Annotated in this window: 15 protein-coding genes; 8 read left to right on the forward strand and 7 right to left on the reverse strand. The window is 70.7% G+C overall.

Going from position 1 to position 19,356, the window contains the following annotated elements; genetic code table 11:
- Window positions 1–83: 83 nt before the first annotated feature.
- The 3 genes from NR798_RS32555 to NR798_RS32565 are packed head-to-tail and all read right to left on the reverse strand — an operon-like array spanning window position 84 to window position 6,213.
- The gene (locus NR798_RS32555; protein WP_375773855.1) at window positions 84–2,999 is read right to left on the reverse strand and encodes an ATP-binding protein; all 2,916 of its coding nucleotides are present in this window, start codon (window positions 2,997–2,999) and stop codon (window positions 84–86) included.
- 5 nt (window positions 3,000–3,004) lie between these two features.
- A complete protein-coding gene (locus NR798_RS32560) occupies window positions 3,005–3,796 on the reverse strand; it encodes a class I SAM-dependent methyltransferase (protein WP_375766420.1) in 792 nt (263 codons plus the stop codon).
- Window positions 3,793–6,213 (reverse strand): PilZ domain-containing protein, encoded by a 2,421-nt coding sequence (locus NR798_RS32565; RefSeq protein ID WP_375766421.1) that lies wholly within the window; start codon window positions 6,211–6,213, stop codon window positions 3,793–3,795. Before NR798_RS32565 ends, NR798_RS32560 begins: the two co-directional genes overlap by 4 nt.
- Window positions 6,214–6,589: 376 nt before the next feature.
- On the opposite strand from NR798_RS32565, the gene nadA reads away from it, so the two are divergent.
- From nadA to NR798_RS32580, 3 genes are all read left to right on the forward strand, one after another.
- A complete protein-coding gene (gene nadA, locus NR798_RS32570; RefSeq protein WP_375766422.1) occupies window positions 6,590–7,522 on the forward strand; it encodes a quinolinate synthase NadA in 933 nt (310 codons plus the stop codon).
- A 100-nt stretch (window positions 7,523–7,622) separates the two neighbouring features.
- The gene (locus tag NR798_RS32575; protein ID WP_375766423.1) at window positions 7,623–8,204 is read left to right on the forward strand and encodes a hypothetical protein; all 582 of its coding nucleotides are present in this window, start codon (window positions 7,623–7,625) and stop codon (window positions 8,202–8,204) included.
- Window positions 8,205–8,338: 134 nt separating this feature from the next.
- Window positions 8,339–9,139 (forward strand): methyltransferase domain-containing protein, encoded by an 801-nt coding sequence (locus NR798_RS32580; protein ID WP_375766424.1) that lies wholly within the window; start codon window positions 8,339–8,341, stop codon window positions 9,137–9,139.
- Here the strand turns inward: NR798_RS32580 and NR798_RS32585 are convergent.
- On the reverse strand, window positions 9,132–9,500 hold the full coding sequence (locus NR798_RS32585; RefSeq protein WP_375766425.1) for a metallothionein: 369 nt from the start codon (window positions 9,498–9,500) through the stop codon (window positions 9,132–9,134). The genes NR798_RS32580 and NR798_RS32585 overlap by 8 nt on opposite strands.
- A 186-nt stretch (window positions 9,501–9,686) precedes the next feature.
- On the opposite strand from NR798_RS32585, the gene NR798_RS32590 reads away from it, so the two are divergent.
- Together NR798_RS32590 and NR798_RS32595 are read left to right on the forward strand one after the other, a co-directional pair.
- Entirely contained in the window at window positions 9,687–11,249 is a 1,563-nt protein-coding gene (locus NR798_RS32590; RefSeq protein WP_375766426.1) for a hypothetical protein, read from the forward strand.
- A 136-nt stretch (window positions 11,250–11,385) separates the two neighbouring features.
- Entirely contained in the window at window positions 11,386–12,597 is a 1,212-nt protein-coding gene (locus tag NR798_RS32595; protein WP_375766427.1) for a hypothetical protein, read from the forward strand.
- Between the two features lie 13 nt (window positions 12,598–12,610).
- Here NR798_RS32595 and NR798_RS32600 read toward each other — a convergent pair whose 3' ends face one another.
- The 3 genes from NR798_RS32600 to NR798_RS32610 form a co-directional block, all read right to left on the reverse strand.
- The gene (locus tag NR798_RS32600) at window positions 12,611–13,414 is read right to left on the reverse strand and encodes a hypothetical protein (protein WP_375766428.1); all 804 of its coding nucleotides are present in this window, start codon (window positions 13,412–13,414) and stop codon (window positions 12,611–12,613) included.
- A gap of 157 nt (window positions 13,415–13,571) precedes the next feature.
- On the reverse strand, window positions 13,572–15,860 hold the full coding sequence (locus NR798_RS32605) for a protein kinase (protein ID WP_375773856.1): 2,289 nt from the start codon (window positions 15,858–15,860) through the stop codon (window positions 13,572–13,574).
- Between the two features lie 122 nt (window positions 15,861–15,982).
- Window positions 15,983–17,050, reverse strand: coding sequence for a hypothetical protein (locus tag NR798_RS32610; protein ID WP_375766429.1), 1,068 nt, complete (start codon window positions 17,048–17,050; stop codon window positions 15,983–15,985).
- Between the two features lie 129 nt (window positions 17,051–17,179).
- On the opposite strand from NR798_RS32610, the gene NR798_RS32615 reads away from it, so the two are divergent.
- From NR798_RS32615 to NR798_RS32625, 3 genes are all read left to right on the forward strand, one after another.
- The gene (locus NR798_RS32615) at window positions 17,180–18,001 is read left to right on the forward strand and encodes a glycerophosphodiester phosphodiesterase (protein WP_375766430.1); all 822 of its coding nucleotides are present in this window, start codon (window positions 17,180–17,182) and stop codon (window positions 17,999–18,001) included.
- A 13-nt stretch (window positions 18,002–18,014) separates the two neighbouring features.
- Window positions 18,015–18,785, forward strand: a complete 771-nt coding sequence (locus NR798_RS32620; RefSeq protein ID WP_375773857.1) for a deoxynucleoside kinase — start codon at window positions 18,015–18,017, stop codon at window positions 18,783–18,785.
- Between the two features lie 64 nt (window positions 18,786–18,849).
- Window positions 18,850–19,323: an acyl-CoA thioesterase gene (locus NR798_RS32625; RefSeq protein WP_375773858.1), complete on the forward strand. Its 474-nt coding sequence runs from the start codon at window positions 18,850–18,852 to the stop codon at window positions 19,321–19,323.
- Window positions 19,324–19,356 lie beyond the last annotated feature (33 nt).

A 19,356-nucleotide genomic window follows, 5' to 3' on the forward strand; every position in this document is an offset into this window, starting at 1 on the left:
GGTGGGGAGAAAAAGAAAAAAGGCTCCTGGTTGTACCAGAAGCCCGCCCTACCCGTAAGAACGGTGGCGCCCGCCAGCCGAGCCTACGTGCGCCAGTGCGGCTGTACCGGCTTCCCCTCGGAGAGCAGCGGCGGGAGGATGCGGTCCGGATTGGCCTCCAGCGGCAGCCGCACCTCCACCCGGGTGCCCTTGCCCAGCTCGCTGAAGACGCGGATGCGCCCGCCCTGGCGCAGGATGATGCGCTGGCAGAGCGCCAGGCCCAGGCCCGTCCCCTCGCCCGCGTCACGGGTGGAGAAGAAGGGCTGGAAGAGCCGCTCCATGTGCTCGGGCTTGATGCCCACGCCGTTGTCGATGATGGACACCACCGCGTCCTCGCCATCGCGCGACGTGGCCACCTTGATGACCCCGTCCGGCGGGATGGCGCGCACCGCGTTGTCCAGCAGGTTCACCCACACCTGGTTGAGCGAGCCCGGATCTCCCCATACCGGCTCGGGGAGCTGGTAGTCCCGCTCCACCTTCAAACCGGGCGGCAGCCGCCACGAGAGCGCCTGCACGCTGGCGTCCAGGGAGGCGCCCAGGTCCACCGCCACCGCCTTGCTGCTGGTGCGCACGAAGGACAGCAGGCCCTCGGCGAGGCCGCGGATGCGCTGCCCGCACTCCTCGATGAGGTCCAACATCGCCACGGCCATGGCGGTGTCCGGGGTGCCGCTGGTGAGGCTCTCGCGCAAGGGCAGCAGCGCGTTCATCAGGCCGTTGAGGGGGTTGCGCACCTCGTGGGCGAAGCCCGAGGTGAGCAGGCCCGTGGCCGCCAGCCGCTCGTTCTCCGCCGCGCGCACCGCCGCGTCGCGCAGGCGCAGCTGGGCCTCGATGCGCGCCAGCATCTCGCGCGGCGAGAAGGGCTTGCCCAGGTAGTCGTTGGCGCCCATGGAGAGGCCCTCCACCTTGGCGTCCACCTCCTGGCGGGCGGTGAGCATGATGATGGGCGTGTCCACCGTCTCCGGCGAGCTGCGCAGCGCCGCCAGCATCTGGATGCCCGACATCACCGGCATCATCACGTCCGAGACGATGAGGTCCGGCCGCTCCTTCTGCGCCGTCTTCAGGCCCTCCTCGCCGTTGGTGGCCTCCAGCAGCCGGTAGTAGGGCTTGAGCACCTGGCGCAGGAAGGCGCGGATCTCCGGCTCGTCCTCCACCACCAGCACGCGGGGCGCGTCCGGGCTGGCCTCGGCGTCCGGCGAGGGCAGGGGCAGCGCCTCCACGGCGGGCGTGGCGATGGCGCCAGGGCCCTCGGGCTCCATCAGCGTCCCCATGTCCGTGCGGCGCGTGGGCCGGTACGTCGGCTCCCCGTTGCTCTCGTGCAGCTCCCCGCGCACGTGCGCCGTGCCCTTGGGCAGCCGCGCGTGGAAGTTGGAGCCCTTGCCCAGCTCGCTGGACACCTCGATGCCGCCCTTGTGCAGTTCCAGCGTCTCCTTCACCAGCGCCAGGCCGATGCCCGTGCCGCCAAAGCGCCGCGTGCCGCTCGAGTCCGCCTGGGCGAAGCGATCGAAGATGACCGACAGGTCCTGCGCGGCGATGCCCACGCCCGTGTCGATCACCTCCACGTGCACCCAGGTTTCGTCCTCGCGCAGACGCACCGTCACCTTGCCCTGCGTGGTGAACTTGAGCGCGTTGGAGATGAGGTTCTGGAAGACGCTCTCCAGGCGCACCACGTCCACGTGCACCGGCGTCGTGACGCCGCCCTCCAGCTCCAGCTCCACGCCCTTCTTGTCCGCCAGCACCTCGAAGGGCACCAGCAGCGAGGAGAGGAAGCCCTGGAGATCCAACGGCTCGTAGCGCAGCTTCGTCTTGCCCGCCTCCAGCTTGGTCAAGTCCAGCAGGTTGTTGATGAGGCGCAGCAGGCGCGCGGCGCTGCGGTTCATCGTCTCCAGGTGCTGGCGCACCGGCGGGGCGAACTCCTCCGGGCCGCGCTGCAGCAGCGAGTCCAGCGTGAGGAGGATGAGCGTGAGCGGGGTGCGCAGCTCGTGGCTGACGTTGTCGAAGAACTCGCTCTTGAGCCGATCCAGCTCCTTCTGCTTGGCGAGCGCCGCCTCCAGCCGCACGTTGGCCTCGGTCAGCTCGCGCGTGCGCGCGGCCACCCGATCCTCCAGCGCGACGTTGATGCGGAACATCTCGTCGTAGCGCTGCTGGAGCTCCTCGAGCGAGCCCATCATGCCCTGGGCCTGCTCGTTGAGCGCCTCGTCCTTGCGGCGCATCTCGCGGCGCAGGTCCAACCAGCTGCCCAGCGACACGCCGGCCAGCGACATGGACGTCACCGTGAAGGCGGGATGGCCCAGGCCCAGCATGCTGGCCCCCACCCCACCCACCGCGCCCACCAGCAGGCCGGTGTAGCGGCCCCACATGGGCAGCGGATCCATCCAGCGCAGGTGGTAGCGGCAGCAGTCGGCCCCCTGCACCTGGCACTGGCTCTCGCTCACGTCCGCAGGCGGCAGCCCCCAGATGGTGGGGAACGAGGCGAACTGGCCCATGCGCAGCTCGCACACGTGGCGGCTGCCCTCGGGCACGGTGCTGCGGTAGGCCAGCACCAGCCGCTCGCGCTCCAGCTTCTCGATCTCGAAGCTGCCCACCCGGTTGTAGCTGGAGCTGTGCTCCACGGTCTTGCGGAAGCAGATCTCCAGCGAGCCGAAGGCCCGGACCATGTAGTACACGAACCCGAGCGCCTCGGGGCTCGCGGCCAGGGAGATGCCCGCCTTGCGCATGAACTGCGGATCCCCCGACTCCTTCACCAGCACCTCGGCCAGCTGCTCGAGGAAGTGCAGGGAGATGAAGTTGGTGGGGGTGCGCAGGTAGTCCAGCGACAGGCTGAAGGGGTGGTCGCGGAACACTTCGGCGAGACGGGCCGCGCCATACTGCCGCTCGAAGTAGAGCAGCAGCGTGGACGTGGTGCGCACACTCACCTCCGGAGCATTGTCCGGGTGAGGTGCCGTCTGCTGTTCCGCGACCATTTGGTTCAAGGGCGGGTTCCTTCCGTCACCAACAGAACCGAGTACTTCAAAGCGTCCGGGTCCGCCAGTAACTGGAGGTATTCCCTACACATGGCCCGGTAGGACTCCAGGCCGCCAAGCGCCGCGGCCACCACCGGCTCCAACGTGGAAAACCGGGTCTCCCAGTCCACCATCAGGGTCGTGTCGGCCGCGCCGGCGATGACGTACTGCGGCAAGAGGTGCACCCGCACGTTGCCCAGCCCCATCCGGCGCATCTCGGTGAAGATCTTCCGGCCCACGAAGACGTCGAAGCCGGTGGTGCGCGTCACCACCTCGACGAAGCGCTGGCTCCACTCGCGGAGGGCCTCGGGGAAGGGCCAGTTGAGCAGCCCGAAGCCGTCGAACTCGGAGATGACCACCTTGCCGCCCGGGCGGGTGACGCGCACCAGCTCCTGGAGCGCCACCGGCCGGTCCGCCACGTACTGCAGGACGAACTGGCACCAGGTGAAGTCGAAGGCGGCGTCCGGCAGCCCCGTGCGGCGCACGTCCCCCTGGAGGAAGCGCACGTAGGGACGGCGGCGGTTGATCTGCCGCGCCTCGGCCAGCCGCTCCTCGCTCAAATCCAACCCGGTGACCTGGCCGGTGGGCCCCACCACCTCCGCGATGGTCTCGGTGATGCCCCCGGGGCCGCACCCGGCATCGAGCACGCGATCCCCGGGCTTGAGGCCCGAGAGCAGCAACGCCTCGCGCGCATTGCCCGTCCTCTCCTGGACGAGCAGGCGGCGCGTCTCGTCGCTGGACTCCATGATGTATCTCACTCCCCAGCCTCCTCTGTTTCCCAATCGGGAGCGGGTGTCCCGCCCAGGCGCTCGAAGACGGAGCGCCACAGCTCACAGCCCCGGCGGATCATCGACCGGTGGAAGATCCACTCCGAGAAGCGCCCCAGGTTCTCGAAGCCCGCCTCCTGCAGCGGCTCGATCTCCTCGTCGTCCACCAGGGCGATGGCGGAGGGGCGGCCCCGCTCCCGGGCATGCTCCACGCAGCGCTGGATGAGCGCCTGGGTGGCCGCACGGGCCTGGGGGTGGTTGCGGTTGGGGACGATGAGCCAGAAGGCGTTCGTCTTCTCGATGAGGTTGAGGCCCGGGGTGGCTTCCTCGGAGAGGGCCACGGCCAGCGGGGTGTACTCCCCATCCACCACGAAGACGCGGCGGCGGCGGTGCAACCCCTGCGAGGCATAGCGCGCGCTCAACCCGCTCAGGTCCACCTCGTCCGTCAGCAGATCCTCGCACAGCACCCGGACCAGCTCCCCGCGGTCGCGCAGGTGCAGCTCGATCCACACGTAGTCGGTGCGCACCCCGTCGCGCACGCGCGGCAGCCCCTGGGGGGCCGGAGGCGTCTGGGGGTCCAGCGGCAGACGCAGGTAGCTGAAGTGCCGCAGCATGCTCAGGCCCGGCGTCTCCATGGCCCGGGCGAGCCAGCCCATGCGGCGGCTGGGCCAGCGGTTGTCCTTGCGCCAGGAGTAGCGGATGAACTCGACGTCCTGCTGCACCTCGCCCAGCTCGACGACGAGGTTGCTCAAATCGTAGGAGATCTGCTCGTTGCGGCGCACGCCGGGGCGCACGGCGAGGTGCTGGACGAGCCAGGTGCGCGAGTGGATGCGCAGGGCGGCGATGTTGCCCTGCATGCCCTTGGCACCGGTGTAGATGAGGCTGCGGCCCAGGTCCCCCGAGCCGTACACCTTGCGGTGGGTGTCCTCCAGCATGGGCAGGGGCGAGTCGTCGCCGAAGGGGTAGTCCGGGTGGAAGCGGTAGCGGGCCTCCTCCATCAGGCGCCAGATGTCCTGGAAGGGCACGTGGCTGCCATCGGAGATGGCCTCGCAGCGAGAGCTCATGAAGGCGCGCAGGATGGAATCGCGGGCGACCTGGGCGAGCCCCGAGAAGCGGACCCCGGCGCGGAAGGGCCGCAGCCCCCCATCCTGCCGGCCATCCGAGGGCAGCGCGTGGATGGAGCGCACCTCCAGCAGGCACTGGGTGGAGGTGCCATCCGGCAGCAACAGCGTGGCGTCGAGCCGCGAGCCAGCGGGAATGATCTCGCTCGCGGCATCGAACGGGAAGGAGAGCCCTCCCACGCTCAGGTCCAACGGGGCCCGGGTGGTGGGCTGGCCGGTGACGGGGGCGAGGAAGGAGATGAGGAAGCGGTTGTCGGGGCCGGGCTTGAAGCGCGGCAGGCTGCGCCAGTTGCGGATGACGAGCGCGCGGGGCACCCGCACCGCCAGGCTCCCATCCACGCCGCTGGCGAGCAGCTGGCCCACCCCCGAGTAGCTCTGTCCTCCCATCTCGAAGAACAGGTCCACCTCGTCGCCCACCGCGCACTCCAGCATGCCGGTGGAGTGGCAGCGCAGCACGGCCACCCCGTCCACCATCTCCACGACGGGCGCCTCCAGGCGCAGCTGCACCGAGGAGTCGTTGGCGCGCTGCATCCAGATGACGGCCTCGCGCCGCAAGCCCTTGCGCAGCGTGGCCACCACCTCGGACTGCTCCTCCATCGTCACGCCGGGCACGGGCGGCGGCGGGTGCATGGCCGTGGCCCAGGAGATGCCCACGCGCAGGTGCGGGCCGTGCTCGTCCGTCACCGGCTGCGCCCGCTGCACGTGCGCCCAGGTCGTCTTCAGGAGCAGCTGCCCCTCGCGCTCGATGCGGACCCCCTCGAGCGTGGCGCCGGGAGGGAAGCCGGAGGCGGGCACGTCGCTGGGCAGCAGCAGCGTGGCGCCGAAGTTGCCGATCTCCACGCACCGGGCCGCGTAGCCCTGCTCGTTGCACTCGAAGTGCACCGAGTAGGCGCCGGGCGGCACCGTGGCGAAGGCGGAGCCGCGGTGCTGCAGCAGATGGGAGATGGTGCGGCCCAGCTCCGGGCCCGAGAGCGCCTCGTCGAGCACGCTGAAGACGTGGCCCTCGGCGGCGCTCTGCACCAGCTCGGCCAGGCCGGCGGGATCCGACTTGGAACAGATGAAGACGCGCAGCGCGTCCGGGGCCGTGTGGGCCACCTGCCGCAGGAACAGCCGGGCATCGTCGGGAGGCGCGATGATGAGGGCCGGAGCCGCATCCGCCATCCGGAAGGCCGCCTCTTTCTTCGACTCCACCGCTACCACCCGGTACGAGGGAAGAGCCGAGGCCAGCGCGGCCCGCCTGCCTGCGTTCGGATGTACCACCAGGACGTCTCGAATCGGGACACTCATGGACCCCTCCTCAGCAGGCAGGCCGCTCAACCATACCCGGCGCAATTCGATCGCTCTTCCGGGTGCGACGCACGTGCCCGTGCCGCCCCTCCCCCTTCCGCTCGTGCCACAAGAAAGCCTTTTCCAACGTCCAGCATCCAGGACACCAGGTGATCGGGCTTCATCCGCAGCCAATGCGGTCCCGGGAATATCTTAGCGGTTCCTGGGATGGTTGGCGTCAAGTGTCCTTGGGGGATCACTCCGGGTGGCCCTGGCCTGCGGACCAGGGAGGCGCTCCCCCGGCCGGACGTCACCGGAGCCGCCGCCGCCTACCCGCTGGGTATTCGTCCTTGGCCCCCATCCGGACCGCCGGTTAAATGAGCCGGAAGGAGACGCGATGGGCGCCGAGATGGACTACGAGCGGGAAATCCAGGAACTGAAGCGGACACTCAACGCCGTCATCCTCGCGCACTACTACCAGGAGAGCGAGATCCAGGATGTGGCGGATTTCGTCGGGGACAGCCTGGCGCTCGCCCAGGCCGCGGCCCGGACGAAGGCGGACGTCATCGTCTTCTGCGGCGTCCACTTCATGGCGGAGACCGCGAAGATCCTCAATCCCGGAAAGCTGGTGCTGCTGCCGGACCTCAAGGCGGGCTGCTCCCTGTCCGACCGCTGCCCCCCGGCGGCCTTCCGGGCCTTCAAGGAGAAGCACCCGGAGCACTTCGTAGTGAGCTACGTCAACAGCTCCGCCGCCGTGAAGGCCATGAGCGACGTCATCTGCACCTCCTCCAACGCGGTGAAGATCGTCAACCAGGTGCCCAAGGAGCGGCAGATCCTCTTCGCCCCGGACCAGCACCTGGGCCGCTATGTGATGAAGCAGACCGGCCGGGACATGGTGCTGTGGCCGGGCAGCTGCATCGTCCACGAGATCTTCAGCGAGAAGCGGCTGGTCCAGCTCAAGGTGCAGCATCCCGAGGCCGAGGTGGTGGCACACCCCGAGTGCGAGGAGGCCGTGCTGCGGCACGCCGACTACATCGGCTCGACCAAGGGCCTGCTCGACTACGTGCTCAAGAGCCCCAAGCGCGAGTTCATCGTGGTGACCGAGGCCGGCATCCTCCACCAGATGCAGCGCGGCGCGCCGGAGAAGACCTTCATCCCCGCACCTCCGGACAACGGTTGCTCCTGCAACGAGTGTCCGTACATGCGGCTGAACACGATGGAGAAGCTCTACCGGTGCATGAGGGACAAGACGCCGGAGCTGACGCTGCCCGCGGATCTGCAGGCCGCGGCCCTGGCGCCGCTGCAGCGGATGCTCGAATGGTCACAGTGAGGGCGTGACGCACCGCGCCGTCTGTCGCGGGAGCGGCAAATCCATCATCGCGCCGTATTCGCGCCTTGCACCGGACGCGGCGCGGTGCGATCTGAGCAACGTGGGTTTCCGATTCGTCGCCATCCCTGGCCACCGCGTGGTGGCGCATCCGCAGTCCCTGCCCTCGGACGAGCGGCTCGAGCCCGAGCTGCCCCCGCTGCATGAGGCGGTGGAGCGCGCGTTCGCGAGCGCCGAGTTCCGGGACGTGAAGGCGAAGGACCGCCTGCGCGCCCTGCTCAAGGGGGACAAGCCACCCAACCTGGGCAGCCCCGGGTCGGGTTTCGGTCCGTCCGCCCTCTTCGCCCAGCCCCCGCAGGATCTGCCCGCGCTGCTGCGGCTGGCGGATGAGCTGGAGACGCTGGCCCGGCGGGACGCGGGCGAGCGGGCACTCGTCTGGAAGTGCGCCGAGTGCAGCGCCCGCTACGCCGTCCCCGTGGCGCTGGCGCGCTCCGTCTCCATCCGCTGCGAGCGCTGCGGCCACCCGGTGGAGCTCAACCCCGGGCGCAGCCTGGGCGAGGAGTCCCTCATCGATCCGTTCCTCGGCGCGGTGAACAGCGCCCGGTACGAGCTGGCCGGCTTCTTCCGCGAGGCCATGGCCCGCGGCTGGCCCATCCTCGTGTCCACCGAGGAGATCGGCGGCTGAGCACCGGCCCGCTCCGTGTGTTTCACGGGGCAGTGGAACGGTGACGGGCACCCTCACCCCGACCCTCTCCCGGTGGGAGAGGGAGTGATGCGGGTGTTTCCGTGGTCCTCCTGGGACGCTAGCTTGCGACGTTCATGCATCGCGCCATCTTCCAGCTGCTGCGCTGCCCCCGGTGCCGGCGCGGCCAGCTGACACCGGACCAGGACACTCCCCAGCTCGTCTTCGGGCCCCTGCACTGTCCCGAGTGCCATGCGAGCTTCCCGGTGACCGAGGGCGTGGCGGACCTGGCGCTCCAGCCGGCCGCCTCGGCCCTGGCCCAGCGCGGAATGGAGCAGCGGCTCATCGCCCGCTCCTACGAGCGCTATGTGCGCCCCGCCCTCCAGCGCGCCGTCGCGGCCCCTCCCCTGGATAGAGACAGCGAGTACCTGCTGTACCGCTCCCTGCTGGGCCGCCCGGAGGCGCCCATGCTGGACCTGGGCACCGGCACCGGACTGTTCGCCCGGCGTCTGGCGCGCGAGCCGGACCTGCCCGCCGTGGTGGGGATGGACCTGTCCCGGGCGATGCTCGAGGAGGCCGTGGCCCAGGGCCGCGAGGCCGGCGTGCACGTGGACTTCCTCCGCGCCGAGGCGCCCTACCTGCCCTTCCAGGATGACTCGCTGGGAGCGGTGCTGCTGGCGCACTCGCTGCACTTCATCGCCGACGTGGGCCGGCTGCTGCTGGAGGTGTCGCGCGTGCTGCGTCCGGGCGGCCGCTTCGTGGCCAGCACCTGGATGCCTCCGGGCAGGGCCTCGGCCTTCGTCCAGCGCCGCGCCGGCCTTCACCCACGCGAGGAGGAGGAGCTCCGCGACGCCCTGTCCGCCGTGGGACTCGTGGGCTTCGCCCGGCTGCGCCTGCCTCCCCTGCTGGTGGTGAAGGCAGAGAAGCCGGTCAGATGAAGACACCCGCCGAGGCGTCCAGGCGCACCTTCCGCACCTCTTGCGTGGTGTCCTCGGCCTCCAGCGACGGCACCACGTCCTGACGAGGCTTCTTGCACTTGGGGCACTCGCACGAGCCCTTCTTGCACGTGCAGTCCGCCGCGCTCGAGCACCGGCACTTCGCGGCGTGCAGCTCGCCCGCCTTGTCCTGCTTCCGCGTGTCCTGCTTCGCCGCGGCCGCCGACTCCTGCTTGCCGGGCTCCACTGGCGCGGGCACGGCCTCGGCCTTGGCGCGGTGACCCTCACACGCCCCCGCCTGCCCCGCCGTGAGCAGCACACTGCCCACCACCGCCGCCGCCAGCGTCATCCCGATGTGCTTCATCTTCTCGGTCCTCCCGGGTGACAGACCCGAATCCCTCCAGGCTATATCCCAGCGTTTTCCCTCTGTCCAAACCCGGCGCCCCGCAGTGTGCACCCCCCTCCAGCAGGGCCGCCCCGCGAGCAGGCACCTCGGGCCGCTCGGAGCGCTCGCGGCACGCGGAGGCGCCACGTACAGTCCGCCCCACCCGTGTCCGCGCGAACCGATCGCCTCGTCTACGCCGCCGCCCTCGTGCTGGGCGCCCTGCCCTTGTGGGTGTCCTCGCACCTGCCCATGGTGGATCTGCCGCAGCACCTCCACCTCATCTCCGTCCTCCACCGGCTGGACGACCCCACCACCCTCTACCCCCAGCTCTTCGCCGCGCGGCACGAGCTGACGCCCTACCTCGGCTACTACTACGCCGTCAGCCTCCTCAACTGGCTGCTCCCGTTGGAGCTCGCCAACCGTCTCTTCCTCTCCGCCTACGTGGTGGGCCTGCCCCTCTCGCTCGCCTTCCTGCTGCGCTCCCTCGGGCGCCCTACGTGGCCCTCGCTGCTCGCCCTGCCCCTGGCCTATGGCGACAGCTTCGGGTGGGGCTTCATCAACTACCTCGCCGCGCTGCCGCTCGCCCTGCTCTGCTGCGGCCTCTTCGTCCGCGCCCTCACCACCGAGGGCCGGCGCCACCGCTGGGCCTCGGGCCTCGGCGTGTGCCTCGTCGCCGTCCTGCTCTTCCACGTGCAGGCCTTCGCCTTCCTCGGGCTCGCCCTGCCCTGGCTGCTCCTCACCACCCCCGTCCCCGAGGACGCCAGCGCCCGAGGCTTCCAGGCCCGGCTGCGGCCCCGGATCCCCGCGCTCCTGGGCGTGACGCCCGGCGTCGTCCTCTTCCTCTCGTGGGTGGTGCTGCGCCTGGGCCAGCCCTCCGAGGTGGAGACGGGCGCCCCCTGGAAGGCCTGGGGCCCCATGCTGTCGCCGCGAAACCTCGCCTGGAAGAGCTTCGCGCAGAACCGCGCCGAGCTCCTCGAGGTGCTCGCCAACCTCCTCCGGGACGGCTCGGATCGCTGGCCCCTCTACGCCGTGGGCGCCGTGGCCGTGTGCGCCCTGGTGCTCGGCGTGGTGCGCGGTGACTCCAGCGGCGAGGGCTCCGTGGCCCGCTGGCGCCTGCCAGGGCTCGCCTTCCTCGCGCTCAGCTTCTACTTCCTGCTGCCCTTCGACATCCGCGGCTACATCTACCACCTGAACACCCGTTACGCGCAGCTCGCCGCCGTGCTCGCCGTGGCGAGCCTCCCGGTGACTCAACCCGCGCTCCGCCGCCCGCTGCTGTGGGCCAGCGCCGCCTGCGCCCTGCTGCTCGCGCTCGTGCTGGGCCGCGGCTTCCGCGCCTTCTCCCGCGAGGCCTCCGAGTGGGATGCCCTCGCCGAAGCCACCGCGCCCAAGCCCCGGGTGATGGGCCTCATCTTCGACACCGGCTCGCGCGTGGTGCGCCACCCCGTCTTCCTCCACGGCGCCGCCGAGCTGGCCCGCGCGCGCGGCGGCAGCACCAACTTCAGCTTCGCCCTCACGCCCCACTCGCCCCTGCGCTACCGCGGCACGCCCCCGCCCACCTTCCCCTCCGAGTGGCGGCCCCACGACTTCGACTACGCCTCCCAGGGGCCCGCCTACGATCACTTCCTCGTGCGCGGCGTCCACCCCTCGCGCATCTTCGGGGAACGGCTCCAACAGGAGCTCACCGTGGCCGCCGAGTCGGGCAACAGCTGGCTGGTGCGCCGCCGCTGAACGCTCGGGGCGGACCAAGTGTGGGCCAGTGGTCGCCGTCCGGCGCGCCCGGCCCCCGCCCACCTCACCGCGCCGCGCACGGGGCATTACCTGTCAGTGCATGTCCACCAAGAGCCCTCTGGCTGATCCACGTCCAGTGCTGGACGCTCTGCGCGCCGGCACGCCCCTGCCCGGCTTCCCCTCCGACGCGGTGGAGCGTGCCCGCTCGCTCGCGGCCGAGCCCGGCTCCGCCCCGTCCGCCGACGTCGAGGCCCTCCCCGAGCCGCTCGCGCTCGCCCTGCTCGAGGGCTCCGTGCTCGAGGGCAGGCCCGCCCTCGCCGAGGCGCTCGCGGGCTCCGGGAACAAGGGGCTCGCCAAGGCCGCCAAGAAGGCCCTCTACCGGCTGCGCTCGCGCGGCGTCGAGATTGCCAGTCCGCCACGCCCCTCCGCCGCCGAGGCCCCGCGCCCGGTGGTGACGGGCCCGGAGCCACTGCCCGCCCTGCTCACCAGCATCGACGGCACCGGCGAGCGCGTGTTGGAGATCGCCCGCCCCCTGCGCGGTGGAGGCGTCGAGGCCATCCAGTTCCTCTACTCGGACGAGCAGGGCGTGCAGCGCCTGCAGGTGGTGGAGCTCAGCCGCGGCGAGTACCGGCGCGTGGTGAAGCAGGCGACCAGCCCCGGGCCCGATGCCGCCGTGGAGATTCCCCACGCCGAGGCCCTGGAGCGGCTGACGGCCGCCGTGGGCCTCAACCTGCGCATGCGCACCCCCTTCCCCCAGGGGCTCGACGCGGTGCTGCGCCACCTGGGCGTGCAGGCCCGGGACGTGCCCCTGGAGATTCCCCCGCCGGAGCCTGAGGACGAGCGGCTCGCCTACGAGGGCCACAAGCTCCACGAGGAGCCGGAGATGCGCGGCTGGCTGCCCCCGGTGGCCGAGCTGGAGCGCCTGGCCCAGAAGGTGGACGAGCTGGAGGCCAGCCCGCTCGCCCTCACCATGGCCCAGCGCAACGAGGAGATCATCCAGGCGGCCCACGTCCAGGCCCAGGCCTTCTTCGCCGCCCCGGCCATGCGCCAGCTCCACGCGAGCCGCCTGTGGGAGATGGCGCTCCACTTCGAGCGCACGGGCAAGGAGCACCCGGCCCAGGTGGCCCGCGCCGAGGCCCGCAGGCTCGCGCACGGCATCACCGAGCCGCCCTCCCGCTACGCCGAGCGTCTCTTCGAGAAGGCCCTGCTCGTCACCATGGCGCAGCGCGCCGCCCCAGAGGCGGAAAATCCCGCTGAGGCCCGGGCGAGGGCCCGCGCCGCCGAGCAGCAGCGGGCCCAGTCAGCCGAAGCGGAGCGGCGCAGCCCCGGCGGCATCATCCTCCCCTGAGGGGAGGCCCTGCTCAGGCCGACACCCGCGCCCGCAGCAACAGGTCCAGGTTCTCCAGCTCCCAGGCCTGGGCGCGCGAGTAGTCGTGGAAGCGCTTCTCGTGCTCGAGGAACTCGGGCGGGTGGATGCAGCGCCGCCCGTCCTCGCCCCGGCGCGTCCGGTACACGTGGTGCAGCATCTCGTGGAAGACGATCCACTCCACGAAGTAGCGCGGCACCACCGGCTGATCCAACGCCGGGTGGATGCGGATGACGCGCGAGTCCGCCGAGTAGGAGCCCATCTTGATGCTCTTGCGCGGCCGGGTGACGCGCGGCGCCGGCCCGAAGGTGATGGCCGCGTCGATGCGTCCGCGGAAGTAGCGCTCGTTGAGCCGCTCGAAGATGCGGCCCAGATCGTGGTGCTGCCCCACCGGCTCCATGCGCAGGCGCTTGCGCATCTGCGCCGGGGACACGCGGCGGATGTAGACCTTGTTGCGCTCGATGAACTTGTCGAGCAGCGCGCTGGCCTCCGCGTCGCCGTGGCGCACGTACGCCGCCAGCGCCTGGATGATCTCGTCCGGCGCCGCCAGGAACATGTGGTGCAGCCGAAGCCGCCACAACGCCCGGTCACGCTGGAACGTGAGCATCGTGTGTGTGTTGTCGTGGACCTCCACCGCCACCGGAGCCCGCAGCCGTGTGCGCAGCCGGCGCTCGAGCACTCGACGCCACACCTTCAGCAACCGATTGGGCTCGGGTGCGATGGGCTGGTGCTCACGGGCGATCCGCCCCGCCGGCGAGCTCCTCTTCTTCGCCAGGTTCTTCTTGTTCGCGCGCGCCATAGACAGGGCCGGATTCTAAAGACCCGTCTGACACGTGTAAACGAGATGAGAAGGACAAATCCCCTGGAATTCCAACGGCTTATATCCACTCCCGCGTACCCTCGCCCACTTGTCCGCTGGAGGGGGAGCCCACCGCATATGTCCCCCTCGGAAACCCTTACCGACGGGTCTTCTGGGAGGCGCAATCCCGCTTGCTCAGGTTGAAGACGACCGGCCTGCTCGAGCCCTCGGAAACCTGGAATTCCTTGGTACGCCAACGGCCTCGGCCACCGCATTGGTAGCTGACCTCGATGGGGCCCGGCGGCAGGGGCAGGAAGCCGTTGGCCCGGACGGTGCGATCCGCCACCTTCATCACCGTGCGTGGGGGTCCCTTGAACTGCACGCGAACCTCGGCCGGAGGCGCGGGGGCCGGAGTCTCCGCCGGTTTTTCGGCCGCCGTCTCCCCCGCCACCAACGCGGAAGCAGCCGGAGCCTCCCCCCCCTGCTCAGCCGTCGGGGTAGCAGAGCCTGCTCCAGTGTCGGGAGCGGTCGTACCCGGGTCGGCCGGGGGAGCGCCCGTGCCCGACTCGGGGGTAGCCGAGGCGGTTCCGGTGCCTGTCCCCGTCTCGGGGGCGGAAGCGCCGGGGGTGGCCGAGGCGGTCCCGGTGCCGGTGCCAGTTCCCGTGGAGGGAGCGGCCTCGGCGGGATCACCCTCGCCGGCTCGCGGAGCCTCGTCCCGGGTGGACGTGGCGGGCGGGCGCGGCGCGGGCTCGGGCTGCTTGGGCGGCATCAGGAACAGCCAGGCGATTCCACCCGCGCTCACGACGAGCAGCGTCACCAGGGCCGCCACCACCAGGCGCAGGGCCCGCGACTTGCCAGCGGGCGCAGGGCGGTGGGCCTCGGACTCGGTGACGAAGCTGTGGTCGTAGCCAGCCGTGGACTCGTCGTCCTCCTGCTCCTCCTCGACGCGGCGCGCACCGGGGCGCGGCAGATCATGCGTCTGCGAGAGCTCGCCGGTCTCGTCGTGCAAGGAGTCGTCGTCCTCGTACACGGGCCCCCGCTCATTCACGGTGGAGGACGTGACGGAGACGGAGTTCGTCGAGCCCTCCTCTTCGTCCTCCTCGGGCACCGGGGGCGGGGCGCGGCGGCGATCCAACGCGGCCACCGAGCCGGAGATGGCGGGCTTGCGCACGGGCGTGGGACGCCGGGCCACTCCGGGGGGCGTGCGCGCGGGCCGGTCCTGCAAGGTGGACTCGCCCGTGGCGGTGCGAGGGGGCGGAACCGGCGAGCGCCTGGGCGCGGTGCTCAGCGCGGTGGGCTCGTCGTCCTCCTCGTCGCCCAGGGCCGTGGCGGCGAGCAGGTCGCGCGGGCGGGCCATCTCCGTGGCCGGCTCGGCCTCGTCGGGCTCCACCGCCGCACGCACGTTCTGCGCGCTGGGCCGGCGCGTGGGGAGCGCGGCGAGGCCCGAGGGGACCTGCACCGAGGAGTCCTTGCGCGCGCCGGGCTTCGGAATGGGAACGTGGAGCATGGTGCGCTCCTCCTCCTCCCCCAGCAGCCGCGCGATGTAGGCCGCCACGTCGTCGCTCTGCCGCAGCATGCCCGAGTTGAGCAGCCCCTCCAGGTCCGCCTGCACCTGCGCCGCCCGCTGGTAGCGCAGGTTGCGATCCTTCACGAGGCACTTCATCACGATGCGCGACAGCTCCTGCGGATAGTCGTCCCGCAGGAGGTGGGGCGGCGAGGGGTTCTCGAAGCGGATGGCGTAGAGGATGCCCTCCGTCGTCGGCCGCGCGAAGGGCGAGCGCCCGGTGGTGATCTCATAGAGCATCACCCCCAGCGCGAACACGTCCGAGCGGTGATCCAACCGCTCCTGCATCACCTGCTCGGGCGAGAGGTAGAGGAACTTGCCCTTGATGACGCCCGGCTTGCTGCGCTCGGCGATGGCCTCGGCCTTGGCGATGCCGAAGTCCACCAGCTTCACCGAGCCGTTGTACGTCACCATCACGTTCTGCGGGCTGACGTCCCGGTGGATGAGCCCCAGCGGACGGCCATCCACGCCCTTGGAGTTGTGCGCGTACTCGAGGCCCGCGGCCACCTGGGCGCAGATGCGCGAGGCCACCGCGTAGGGCACCGCCGAGGTGAACTTCGCCTCCTCCGAGAGGATGCGCCGGAGGTCCACGCCCTCCAGGTACTCCATGGCGATGAAGATGCTCTCGCCAATCTTCCCCAGCTCGAAGACCTGGACGATGTTGGGGTGATGGAGCTGCGCGGCGATGCGCGCCTCGTCCAGGAACATCTGGACGAACTCCGGCTCCTCCGAGAGGTACGGGAGGATGCGTTTGATCACCAACAGCTCGGCCTCGGGGGGCTCCTGCGCGAGGAAGAGCTCCGCCATTCCCCCCATCGCGAGCCGCTTGATGAGGAGGTATTTGCCAAAGGGGGTGGCAGTCTGTGGCGCGTTCTCGGGAATGGGAGCCCCCTGGGTGTCGGTCGACGTGAGACGCTGAGCTTGTTTCCGAGCTTACCCGCAGTCCCCACTTGGATGGTGGGGCGGAAACCAGATGTGGGATAGCAGACCTGACGCCCGCTCGGCTACCCGCCCGAGCCCGTTCTCCCGGCATCCCACCCACCCGCCAGGTCCCGGTCACAACTGTGGGGATGGAGGATGTGGGTGAACCGGTTGCCGGGCCCACCGTCCGGCCCCTCCGTCCCCGGCACCTGGCCGCCATCCGGATCCGGAGAACACGCCCCGCCCGTGCCCCCATCCGCACAGGGCACGAAGGTGTAGGTGTCCCACACTCCCCGGATGCCCAGGGGGAACACCCCGGTGCCCCCATCGCCGAGCACGTCGGCCAGCACGTCGCAGCCCCCCGGGCCTCCATCCAGAGAGGAGCCGGGCCCGGAGACGTACCGGGTGCTCACCAGGATTCCGCCCTCGAGCTCGAAGCCGGAGGAGGCGGGCAACGCCCGGGGCGAGACGTCCGTCACGGCGAGCGGCCCGGGCACATACACCCGCGTGCCGAGCAGCTCCGGGTTGGGACGGGCCCGGCCCCCCTCCGCGTTGCCGAAGCCCGGGGGCGCGAGGTTGTCGGCGGGCACCGCCAGCGTTCCGAGGAGGCGGAGCTCCACCTGGGCGAGGCCCGTCCGGTAGCCGCTGAACTGTTCGAAACCGGACTCGGCCCGCATCCACCCCGTGAGGTCCACGCGCTGGCCCACCTGGGGCACAAAACCCACGGGCACGTCCGTCCAGTCCTTGTGCACCCAGAGCCCCTGCATGGGACGCGCGGGGTCCACCACCCAGAACCAGGCACGCACCTGCTCCTGCGAGTCCTGGGTGCGGCGCTCCACGCGCTCGAGCGTGTGGATGACGAGGCGCTCGAGCAGCACCCGCGTGCCGCTGCCGGCGGGGAGCCGGCGGGCCTCGGAGATGGTCATCACCACCGGAGCCGAGCCCGTGCCCGCGTCGGCCTGGGAGCCTCCATCCGAGGGCGAGCCCGCATCCGGCGGAGGGCCACCATCCTCGCTGCACACGCCGGTGCAGCCCGGTGTCGTGCCCGAGTCCTGCTTGCCCATGGGGGATTGCTCTCCACAACCGGGAGCCAACACTGCCGCGGCCGCGACCAGGGCCGCCGCCCCGAGGGTCTTGCGCAGGGGAATCACGGTGGCGTCTCCTCTGGAGGGGCCGGGAAGGACTTCTAGAAATCCCGCGCTTCCGGCCTATTCTTCCGGGCCTTATAGCGGCGGGTCCCGAACCCCGGCAAGGAAGAGGCCCGCCCGGAGACCATCGCCATGCCGCACCCCAGGCACCCCTACTTCCGCGGCCTCTCCCCCACCCTGCACATCTCCCACCGGGGCGGCTCGCTGCTGGCCCCGGAGAACACCCTGCCCGCCTTCCGCATGGCGGTGGAGCGCTACCACACGCAGGTGCTGGAGACGGACGTGCACCTCACCCGCGACGGCGAGCTGGTGGTGTTCCACGACGACACCCTGCAGCGGTGCACCAACGGCGAGGGGCGGATCGCGGACCACACGCTGGCCGAGCTGCGGCGCCTGGATGCCGGCTACCACTTCACCCCGGACGCGGGCCGCACCTTCCCCTTCCGGGGCCAGGGCGTGCACCTGTCCACCCTCGGCGAGCTGCTGCGCGCCTTCCAGGGTCTGCGCTTCAACATCGAGGTGAAGCCGGACGTGCCAGGCATCGAGGACGCCTTCTTCCAGGTGCTGCGCGAGGAAGGCGCGCTGGAACAGGCCTGTATCGGCAGCGAGCTGGACGTGGTGGGCGAGCGCCTGGCGCGGGTGATGCCGGACGCCTGCCACTTCTACCCGCGCGACGCACTGGCCGCCTTCGTCCTCTCCCTGCGGGCGGGCGAGCAGCCACCGGAGGAGCCGCGCTACACCGTCCTGGACATGCCCCTGTACTTCGGGGACGTACGCTTGGTGGACGAGTTGCTCGTGCGCGAGGTGGACGCCCGCGGCAAGTGGCTCAACGTGTGGACGGTGGATGATCCCGAGGAGATGCGCCGGCTCGTGGGCGAGGGCGTGGGAGGTATCATGACGGACAGGCCGGACCTTCTTCGCCGAGTCTTGGACGAGCAGCAAAAGCCGCGTTAAGCCCATGGCCCGTATGCCCCGCTCCCCCACGCGCAAGCGCGCTCCGAAGGCCGCGATAGCACCCAACGTTGCTCTGCCCCTGGCCGCGCCCGAGGACACGGCGCCCCCGCCCGAGCCCGAGGCGCCGGCGCGCAACACGGTGCGCCGCGTGCGTGCGCCGCGCGCCAAGCGCTTCGTCGCGCTGGCCGGCAACATCGGCGCGGGCAAGACGACGGCCGCGAAGATCATCAGCCAGACCTTCGGCTTCGAGCTCTTCGACGAGCCCGTCATCGATAACCGCTTCCTCAAGGACTACTACGCCAACATGGGGCGCTGGTCCTTCACCCTCCAGCTCGAGTTCCTCATCCGGCGCGTCGAGCACCACGAGCTCATCCACTCGGTGAAAAAGAGCTGCGTGCAGGACCGCACGCTCTACGAGGACCCCGAGATCTTCGCCAAGTACCTGCACGGCCTGGGGCACATGACGAACGCGGAGCTGGACCTGTACTTCGAGTACTTCCAGCGCCTCACGCGCACCATCGTGCACCCGGACAAGGTCATCTACTTCGACGTGCCCACGGTGGACGTGCTGCTCGGGCGCATCCGCCAGCGCGGCCGCGAGGAGGAGAAGGGCATTGAAAAGGGCTTCCTGCGCGGGCTCAACGGCTACTACGCCACCTTCCCCATGGTGCTGCAGAACAAGTACGGCGTGGACTGCCTGGTGATGGATGTGACGAACCAGGACATCCGCACTGGCCGGGGACGCGAGGAGTTCCTCGACCGGGTCACCACCTTCCTCGCCTGAGGTTTCTTCCGTGTCCGAGCAGTCCGAGCTCCCCGCCAAGAGCGCCCGCGAGTCCGAAGTGGTGATGACGCAGATGATCCTCCCCTCGGACGCCAACGCGGTGAACACCGCGTTCGGCGGCAAGGTGATGGAGTGGATCGACATCTGCTGCGCCGTGGCCGCCCAGCGCCACTGCCGCCAGGTGGTGGTCACCGTCTCCATGGATGACCTGCACTTCCACGCCCCCATCAAGGTGGGCTGGACGGCGACGCTGCACTCGCGCGTCATCGCCGCCTTCCGCACGTCGATGGAGGTGGGCGTGACGGTGACGGCGGAGAATCCGCTCACCGGCGAGAAGCACATGGCCACCAGCGCCCTGCTCACCTTCGTGGCCGTCGCGCCCAATGGCCAGCGGCTGCCCGTGCCCCCGCTCAAGCTGGAGACGGACGCGGAGCGCGCGGCCTTCCGCGAGGCCGAGCAGCGCCGTCAGGAGCGGCTCTCGCGCAAGCAGACGAGCCTCGCCTGGCAGAAGGTCATCCGGCCCGGCGCCGGAGGCTGAGGCAGGACGGGGGCGAAAACAGCTCCCGCGAAC

Origin of the sequence: Archangium gephyra, assembly GCF_042230915.1 — a bacterium.
Lineage (GTDB): Bacteria > Myxococcota > Myxococcia > Myxococcales > Myxococcaceae > Archangium > Archangium gephyra_B.